The sequence below is a fragment of the Okeania sp. genome, assembly GCF_983059655.1.
Genome location: NZ_CEZPJD010000339.1, coordinates 1 through 8,354, shown reverse-complemented (window position 1 = coordinate 8,354; position 8,354 = coordinate 1). Strand labels below are relative to the sequence as shown.

The following is an 8,354-nucleotide window of genomic DNA, read 5'->3' as shown; positions in this document are numbered from 1 at the left end:
GAACAATTGAAATATTGAAAAGGATAAAAGCTGGAGGTAATTTTAGAGATATTCCTCAAGATAGTCCTTATTATGTAAAAGGAATGATTAGTCATGTTTATCGACGAATAGATCCAGATAAACCTTCTGCAACAATTATTGCCGGTGGGGGTGGAGGAACATGGGGTTATCATTATCCCGAACCAAGGTCTTTAACAAATAGAGAAAGAGCAAGGTTACAGACATTTCCTGATGATTTTATTTTTGCAGGTTCTTTTACTGAAATTAGGCGACAAATTGGTAATGCTGTACCTCCAGATGGAATTGCTTCTATTGTTGAATCTTTGATTCCATTATTTAAAGATGATTATCAGAAAATAAATTTATATAGTCTTAGTCAACATTTACAAGGTATGTCAATCAAAGAAAGATTAAAATTAGCAGAATTAGAATTATAATTACAATCAATACAATATAGAATTAAATATAGTTGATTTTTTAAATCGAACGATGAATATTATCTTAAGTCCCGAACAAGAAAAATTTATTCAATCCCAAATTGCTAAGGGAAGGTATACCAATATTCAACAGGCGATCGATGTCGCTTTAAAACTATTAGAAAAACAAGAACAAGATTATCAAGAATGGCTTGATGAAACTCGCGCCAAAGTTAAAATAGGTTTAGAACAATTAGAAAAGGGTGAAAAAGTTGATGGAGAAATTGTTATTGCACAATTAAAGCAAAAATTTAAGCAGTTGCGAGAGGAAAATCTAGGTGAATAAATATAGTTTATCTCAAGCAGCTATTCGCGGTCTAGATGAAATTTCTGATTTTTTTAGTGACTTTAGTATAGAAGCAGGTGAACGTTTTGTTAAACGCTGTGATGATAAGTGTAGAAAATTAATTAACTTTCCTAAGATGGGGCGAAGTTATGCTCAAGTCATGCCTCATTTAAGAGGTGTACCTTTAGATGGTTATATTATTTTTTATCAAGTCACTGAGGTAGAAATAGAAATTGTAAGGATAGTTAGTGGATATCGTAATTTAGAGTCTTTATTCTTAGAGGAAGAATAAAATTAATACCAAATGCAGGGTATGTCAATCAAAGATAGATTAAAGTTAGCAGAATTAGAATTAGATAAAGAACCAATCCAGTTAATTTAACTCTGATTTTTGAGATTAATTTTATGACTATTTATACTAATTATACATATTTGAAAACTCAAATGTATTGAAAATAATTTTGATTATTTTTCTGAAGTTTTCCGGAATTATTAAAGTTACTTTTGTAGGTAAATTCATTGTTGCTAAACCTCAATTTATACTAATTCAATTTAGCAGCTAGATGCAAAAATTAAATATAATTGATATATATTTTTTGGTAATTAGGAGTGCTATGTATGAATCTTCAATTTGTCAAACAATGGGCGACTATTGGTTTCTTAAGTTTAGCTGTAATTTCTGGTCTAACTCAATACAGTCAGGCCCAACAAGCTAGTCGTTTTGCTAGTTTCTACTGTGGTACTGATAATGGTAAAGCTGCTACTATCGCAGACCATCCTATCAGGGGGAAAATAACTCTAATTATTTGGGAAAGCGAGTATTTTATCAAAGCTGGATATGACCCTCAGAGACGTTGCCGTGAAGTTTCTGATAATTTTGAGAAGTTTCAACAGACAGGAGATTTGAGTAAAATTGTTCCTGGCCGTGTAGATGACAAACCTGTATTATGCGCTATTGGTAGTCTAAGTAACTATACTGGCAATTGTCCTAGTTCTAATGTTTTGATGACTCTTAGACCTGGTGATAATGCCAAAGGAATGGTTAATCAAATAGTTGAATTAAATCTAAACAATTCTGTTGATCCTTTGAAACATTCAGCTACTATTTTTGAACAATATGGGGATATAAAAGCCATTAATATTGATTCAATGTTGAATTATTCTCCACCTACGAAATAATTTGTTTGGCTTGAGTTTTTTCTAGCTAATGTAGGTTGGGTAGAACGACAGTAAAACTCAAAAAAGTAGCAAAATTTGTAGGGTGCGTTAGACGGCTTAAAGTTAGACTATAAAAGGGATTTAGCAATCCGTCGTAACGCACCATTTAAAATGTATCAGCCCACTAAGATAAATTATTTATTAACAATAAACATCATATTATCTTTGCGTAAGTCCTGACTTATGTAGAGTCTTTTGATATAGCCATAAATAACTTACAACTAATTGTTTATAATCCAGACATTGAGGAAATTATCAAATGGCAATAGACTATAGTCAAATAATCCAAACTCTGATTAAAGAACAAGCTTCTTTGCATAAGTCTGGTGATGTTCGGGTAGAGACTATTTTCGATACTGAGCATCACCATTACCTTTTAGTACAAGTCGGTTGGCAAGAAATCACTGGATATATAGTTCTATTTTGCACCTAGATATTATTGATAATAAAATACATATTCAACAGAATAACACAGAGCAATCTGTAGCTCAACGTTTAGTTGAATTAGGAGTTGACAAGTCTAATATAGTGATTGGTTTCCATTCTCCTTTCAAAAGACAATTTACAGATTATGCAGTTAGCTAAATTTATATTAGTCAGGTAATGAAGGTAAATTTTTCATTCAAAACAATTAGCATCTTGAGCATATTTCTGACAACTTTATTATTGTCTTGTTTATATCAAAATATCGCTCCTGCTCGTCCTCCTTTTTTACCTGAAAAAATAGCCACAAAAAAACTTTGTCAAACTGCTGCAAAATTTACTGTGAAAATTATTTCTGGCGAGAGTTGGGGAACGGGAATTTTAGTGCAGAAACAAGAGAATATTTATACTCTAGTAACTAACGGTCATGTTTTAAAAGATCAGGCAGAAAAATTTATTGTCGAAACTGGGGATGGTCAACAATATCAAGCAAGTTTATTGGTGAATTTTTATCATGGTAAAACAACAGGCAATGATTTAGCTATTTTACAGTTTAATAGTCTGAAAAATTATCCAATTGCTGGTTTGGCAAAGTGGAAAAAGGAGGAACGAGTAATGGCTGTTGGTTTTCCCACTGATGTTAATGTTACTAACTCTAATAATGGCAGTTTAACCTGTACTAAATTAGGTGATGTTTCTGAAAAATTAGCAAAACCAATGCAGTCGGGATATCAAATTGGATATAACTTAACTACTTATAATGGCATGAGTGGCGGACCTTTATTAAATAATTATGGTCAGTTAGTAGGAATTATTGGTATGGGGGAGCCGATTATTTTTGTTAATCCTGATGTTTATCTATATAGAGATGGTTCGCGAGTGACAGAATCTTTGGATGCTTCTCCAGAGGAAGCTTTGGATTTTTTATCTAGTTTAAGTTGGGCAATTCCATCAGAAACTTTGGTTTATTTATCGCCTTCTGGATTAGAATTGAATTTAGATTCGGGGAGATAGTCAAGTAATCTCAATATGACAAAAGACACCCAAACTGTCATTGCGAGGAACGAAGCAATCCCAGTATTTAGAAGAGATTGCTTCGGGAGGTCTCAAATGTGAAATCTCCTAGATAAAATGTTAATCATTCTCCCTCGCAATGACACCCATTCTTTATATTGCTAATAACTAAACAATGCTAAAATATTTAAATTAGGACTTACGTAAAGACCATATAAATAACAAAACAACCATAATGAAACATATTACTAAAATAACAATTGGATTAATCACAATTGCTCTAGTTGGCTACAGTAAATATGAATCAGAAATAAGTACAAATGTATCTACTAAAATTTCTATATCAAATCCAATTTTTACTGCTAGACAAGACAATATTCCTTTAAGTCGATCTGCTCTAAATAGATTAGCTGAAAATATTACTGTAGAAATTGTTACTCCTAGTGTTACTACTGGAGGCGGTAGATTTTCCCCTGGTGCTTCGGGGGTAATTATTGGTAAAAAAGATTCTACTTATTATGTACTGACTGCCGAACATATTTTCCGATACCCAAATGATTATCAAGTAGTTGTTCGTAGTAAAAAACCGGGGGAGGATGCGGAAGTAGTTAAACTACAAATTCTCCGCCGTTACCCAAAGCAGGATTTGGCAGTGGTGAAGTTTGCTAGTCTGAAAGAATATAAGGTGGCTGAAGTAGGGGAGGCGAGTCAGTTAAAGAATAATAGTCCAGTTTATGTGGGGGGTTGGCCTGGAGTTGAGAATAGGGAGGGTTTTCAGTTTACTCCTGCCAAGGTGACTAACCCACGAGCAGGAGATAATTTGACTTATGAACCTACTGAACCTGGTGAGGGTGTGTATAAAGGTATGAGTGGGGGAGCGGTTTTGAATGAGGCAGGGCAGTTGGTGGGTATTCATGTGGGGTTGACGGAGGATGATGGAGATGGGGATGGAGTTTTGATTTCGACTTTTTTGCGGCAGATGCCACAGGAGGTTAGCAGGGTTTTGGCGAGGGGAACTCCTGTTGTTTTGTCTTCTCCGACTAGAAAAAATCAGACTGTCACAAATACTAATAATGATACTCCACCTCAAACCCAGGATGCTGAAAGTTACTTTGCTCTGGGTCTTGAACACTATGACAGAGGAGAATATGAACAGGCGATCGCTGATTATGACGAAGCTATTCGACTCAATCCCAAATATGCTCTAGCCTACTATAATCGGGGTCTTGTTTACGATTTGCTAGGAGAGTATGAAAAGGCGATTGCTGATTGCAACGCATCCATCAGACTAAACTATACTTCACTTTGGCTGCCTTACACTGCCAGGGCTGGGATCTACAAAAAACAGGGAGAATATAAAAAGGCGATCGCTGATTATAACCAAGCTATTCAAATCAACTCCCAATATACTATTGCCTACTTTAACCGGGGTAATTTGTACTCTGACCAGGGAGAATATGAACAGGCGATCGCTGATTATGACCAAGCTATCCGACTTAATCCCAAAGACATTAATGCCTACATTCGTAGAGGTCATGCTTACTCTGACCAGAGAGAATATGAAAAGGCGCTCGCTGATTACAACCAAGCTATCCGACTCAATCCCAAAGAGGCTTCTGACTCCTACACTAGCAGAGGTCTGATTTACTATTACCAGAGAGAATATGAAAAGGCGCTCGCTGATTATAATCAAGCTATCCGACTTAATCCCAAATTTGCTCTTGCTTACAACAATAGGGGTATTGTTTACTCTGACCAGGGAGAATATGAAAAGGCGCTCGCTGATTATAATCAAGCTATCCGGCTTAATCCCAAATTTGCTTCTGCTTACAACGGCAGGGGTATGGTTTACTCTGGCCAGGGAGAATATGAAAAGGCGCTCGCTGATTATAACCAAGTTATCCGACTCAATCCCAAAATTCCTCAACCTTACAGAAACCGGGGTGTGGTTTACTCTAACCAGGGAAAATATCAAAAGGCGCTCGCTGACTATAACCAAGCTATTCGACTCAATCCCAAATTTGCTGATGCTTACTATGACAGGGGTCTTGTTTACTACTACCAGGGAGAATATGAAAAGGCTCTCACTGACTATAACCAAGCTATTCGACTCAATCCCAAATTTGCTTCAGCTTACAACAACAGGGGTCTTGTTTACTCTAACCAGGGAAAATATGAAAAGGCGCTCGCTGATTACAGCGAATCCATCAGACTAAACAATCCTTCACTTTGGCTGCCTTACAACAACAGGGGTTTTGATTACTCTAAGCAGGGAAAATATGAAAAGGCGCTCGCTGACTATAACCAAGCTATTCGACTCAATCCCAAATTTGCTTCAGCTTACAACAACAGGGCTTTTGCTTACTCTAACCAGGGAAAATATGAAAAGGCGATCGCTGACTATAATCAAGCTATTCGACTCAATCCCAAATTTGCTTCAGCTTACAACAACAGGGCTTTTGCTTACTCTAACCAGGGAAAATATGAAAAGGCGATCGCTGACTATAACCAAGTTATTCGACTCAATCCCAAATTTGCTGGAGCTTACTATAACAGGGGTTTTGCTTACCAGGCTAAAAGAAATATTGAAAAAGCCATATCAGACTTTGAAAAAGCTGCCGACTTATACAAACAACAAGGAAATCAAGAGATGTATCAATACTCCCTAAATCAACTCAAAGTATTACGAGGATATTAATGAGTATTTCTTGGTGAGGTACACTCGCGCGAGCAAGATGCTCGGACTGGGAACATTTAATTGTTAATATTTGTACTTTATATACTTGGAGTCTGCTGCATAATTAAGTTAAACATTTCCCAAAAGCGATCGCTATATAATTAAATTATCCTCTAACCAACCAATCAAAACTACCAATGAACAGACCATCTCCAGGCCATTCTCAAAATAATTCTTCACGACCTCCAAATTTTAGGTTGTTAGCAATAATAGGGGCAACACTAACTATGATTGGTGTTATTCTTGGTATTATTAATGATGGAACCAGCGTTTTTGACAAGTTTAAAGGAGTATTTCAAAAACCTGAAACCAATACTCAAACAATATTAGACACAGCAACTAAAAAAGCAGAATCAGCTATTAGTAAAGCCAAAAATGCTCCAAAAAAACCACAATTAGAAACTGCCAGAGACGAACTACAAAAAACAATTCAAGAATTAGAAAATCTTCCCCAGAGTCAAGGTACTGAGAATCAAATTCAAACTAAAAAAACAGAATATATAAAAATCATCTATCAAATAGACCAGGCATTAGAAAAAAAACCTTGTTATGAATTATTATATAAAATAGATGATTGCCAAGAATATCCAGTAAAATTAGATGATGGCTGAAGTCCGCAGTTCCGGCCTTATGAAGCTAGCTGACACCTAAATGCTTACCTTAAACCTATCCCATCGGTGGCATACTTAAACCCTTCAAAGTCTGCTTTTTTTCCTCCTCACTCAAACCTTTACTCTGCACTAAAACTCCAAAATTTCCTAACCCCATTGGGTCTATTAATGAATGTAATACTTCCCTACGTCGCAAAACTTCATCAATAGAAAATCCTTGATTATTTGATAATTCATTTAATCTATCTCCTAAACCTAACGCCATTAAAAATAAAGCCTGTTGAGTAAAACCTAGATTTTCCAATCCTGACAAAATTCCCTGTTTTTCCAATGCAGTAAAATCCACATGAGCCGTAATATCTTGTCGCCCAATACTCCAATATAAGTCATTATTTCGATGATGTTGATAATAACATTGTAGAGTTCCTTGTCTGCGAGTGGGATTATAATAACGTTGTGCTTGATAACCATAATCAATTGTTAACAAATATCCCTTTTGTAGCTTAGAGGCAACAGTATTTATCCAATCTAAAGCCTGTAATTTTACCTCAGTTTGATAACCTTCTGCGTCTGGAAATGCAAGTAAATCTATACCCACTAAATTAAAATATTCAGCAATTCTAGAAGTAGAAGTTTCACCACTTATTTCTATAAACTTTCCATCAGAGTCAGAACTTACATAAACTTCTCGAAGTTCCTGATTTTCTATGATAATTTTATGTACTGGAAAAGCATCCACTAATTCATTAGAAAATAAACACCCTGTAATTGAACTATGAGAAATTTCATCCCAATCACACCACCTGACTTTATATGAGTGTAACCTTTGTTTTTGCTCTTCTTTTAAAACTTCAGACTTTTCGATAATCAGATATTCTATTGTTTGGAAAAAATCTAAATATTTTTGTTTTAAATATCCTAAAACTTGCTCTGCTAAAATTCCCTTGCCAGCACCCATTTCTACCAGAGTGAAGTTATTAGGTCTTTGGAAAATATCCCACATTTGCACAAATTGTTCTGCTAATAATTCTCCAAAATCTGCACTCCAATGAGAAGATGTTAAAAAGTCTCCTTGTTTACCAATATTCACAGGATGACTTGCATAATAACCATATTGGGGATGGTACAAAACTAAATCCATATATTCAGCAAAAGTAATCCGTTTTTTTGGAGATTCATAAATGCTTTGATGGATAATTTCACACAAATTTTCGTTACTGTTGTTGATAGTTATTTGTTGTTGATTCATAATTTTTTGTAGTGCGGGCATCTTGCCCGCGACTGATGTACCTTAATAATATAAAATACCCTTAATGTACCTTACTACAGCGGTTTTCCTACACGGTAGACCACAGGACGTTCCATGGAACGTCCCTACAAGGTTTGATGTTTTAAGATGTAGTTCATCAATTTGAAAAGCGCTGTAATATGAAATACGTTCTATTATCTTTCCCTTCTTCCTTCCTCCTCCTTCCTTCTTCAAAATTATTCCTGAACCTTTTCCTCGGTTAATTTTATCCTTGGCAAAGGAATCAACATAGAAACTTTTTGCCGATATTCCTGATATAAATCTCCATAAATAGAAATCA

Annotated in this window: 8 protein-coding genes and 1 pseudogene; 8 read left to right on the top strand and 1 reads right to left on the bottom strand. The window is 35.4% G+C overall.

The window, feature by feature from the left end; translation table 11 throughout:
* From AC3DU7_RS18510 to AC3DU7_RS18475, 8 genes and pseudogenes are all read left to right on the top strand, one after another.
* A partial coding sequence (locus tag AC3DU7_RS18510; RefSeq protein WP_488040788.1) for a DNA cytosine methyltransferase occupies positions 1-437 on the top strand: 437 nt, incomplete at its 5' end.
* 52 nt (positions 438-489) lie between these two features.
* On the top strand, positions 490-762 hold the full coding sequence (locus AC3DU7_RS18505; RefSeq protein ID WP_488040787.1) for a ribbon-helix-helix domain-containing protein: 273 nt from the start codon (positions 490-492) through the stop codon (positions 760-762).
* Positions 755-1,054: a type II toxin-antitoxin system RelE/ParE family toxin gene (locus tag AC3DU7_RS18500; RefSeq protein ID WP_488040786.1), complete on the top strand. Its 300-nt coding sequence runs from the start codon at positions 755-757 to the stop codon at positions 1,052-1,054. Before AC3DU7_RS18505 ends, AC3DU7_RS18500 begins: the two co-directional genes overlap by 8 nt.
* A 326-nt stretch (positions 1,055-1,380) precedes the next feature.
* Positions 1,381-1,941, top strand: coding sequence for a COP23 domain-containing protein (locus AC3DU7_RS18495; protein ID WP_488040785.1), 561 nt, complete (start codon positions 1,381-1,383; stop codon positions 1,939-1,941).
* A gap of 298 nt (positions 1,942-2,239) precedes the next feature.
* Positions 2,240-2,565, top strand: a pseudogene (locus AC3DU7_RS18490) (element excision factor XisI family protein).
* Positions 2,566-2,619: 54 nt separating this feature from the next.
* A complete protein-coding gene (locus tag AC3DU7_RS18485) occupies positions 2,620-3,417 on the top strand; it encodes a S1 family peptidase (RefSeq protein WP_488040784.1) in 798 nt (265 codons plus the stop codon).
* A gap of 235 nt (positions 3,418-3,652) precedes the next feature.
* On the top strand, positions 3,653-6,115 hold the full coding sequence (locus AC3DU7_RS18480) for a tetratricopeptide repeat protein (protein ID WP_488040783.1): 2,463 nt from the start codon (positions 3,653-3,655) through the stop codon (positions 6,113-6,115).
* A 176-nt stretch (positions 6,116-6,291) separates the two neighbouring features.
* A complete protein-coding gene (locus AC3DU7_RS18475; RefSeq protein WP_488040782.1) occupies positions 6,292-6,765 on the top strand; it encodes a hypothetical protein in 474 nt (157 codons plus the stop codon).
* Between the two features lie 55 nt (positions 6,766-6,820).
* Here the strand turns inward: AC3DU7_RS18475 and AC3DU7_RS18470 are convergent, their stop codons facing one another.
* Positions 6,821-8,014: a class I SAM-dependent methyltransferase gene (locus AC3DU7_RS18470; RefSeq protein ID WP_488040781.1), complete on the bottom strand. Its 1,194-nt coding sequence runs from the start codon at positions 8,012-8,014 to the stop codon at positions 6,821-6,823.
* Between the last annotated feature and the right edge of the window lie 340 nt (positions 8,015-8,354).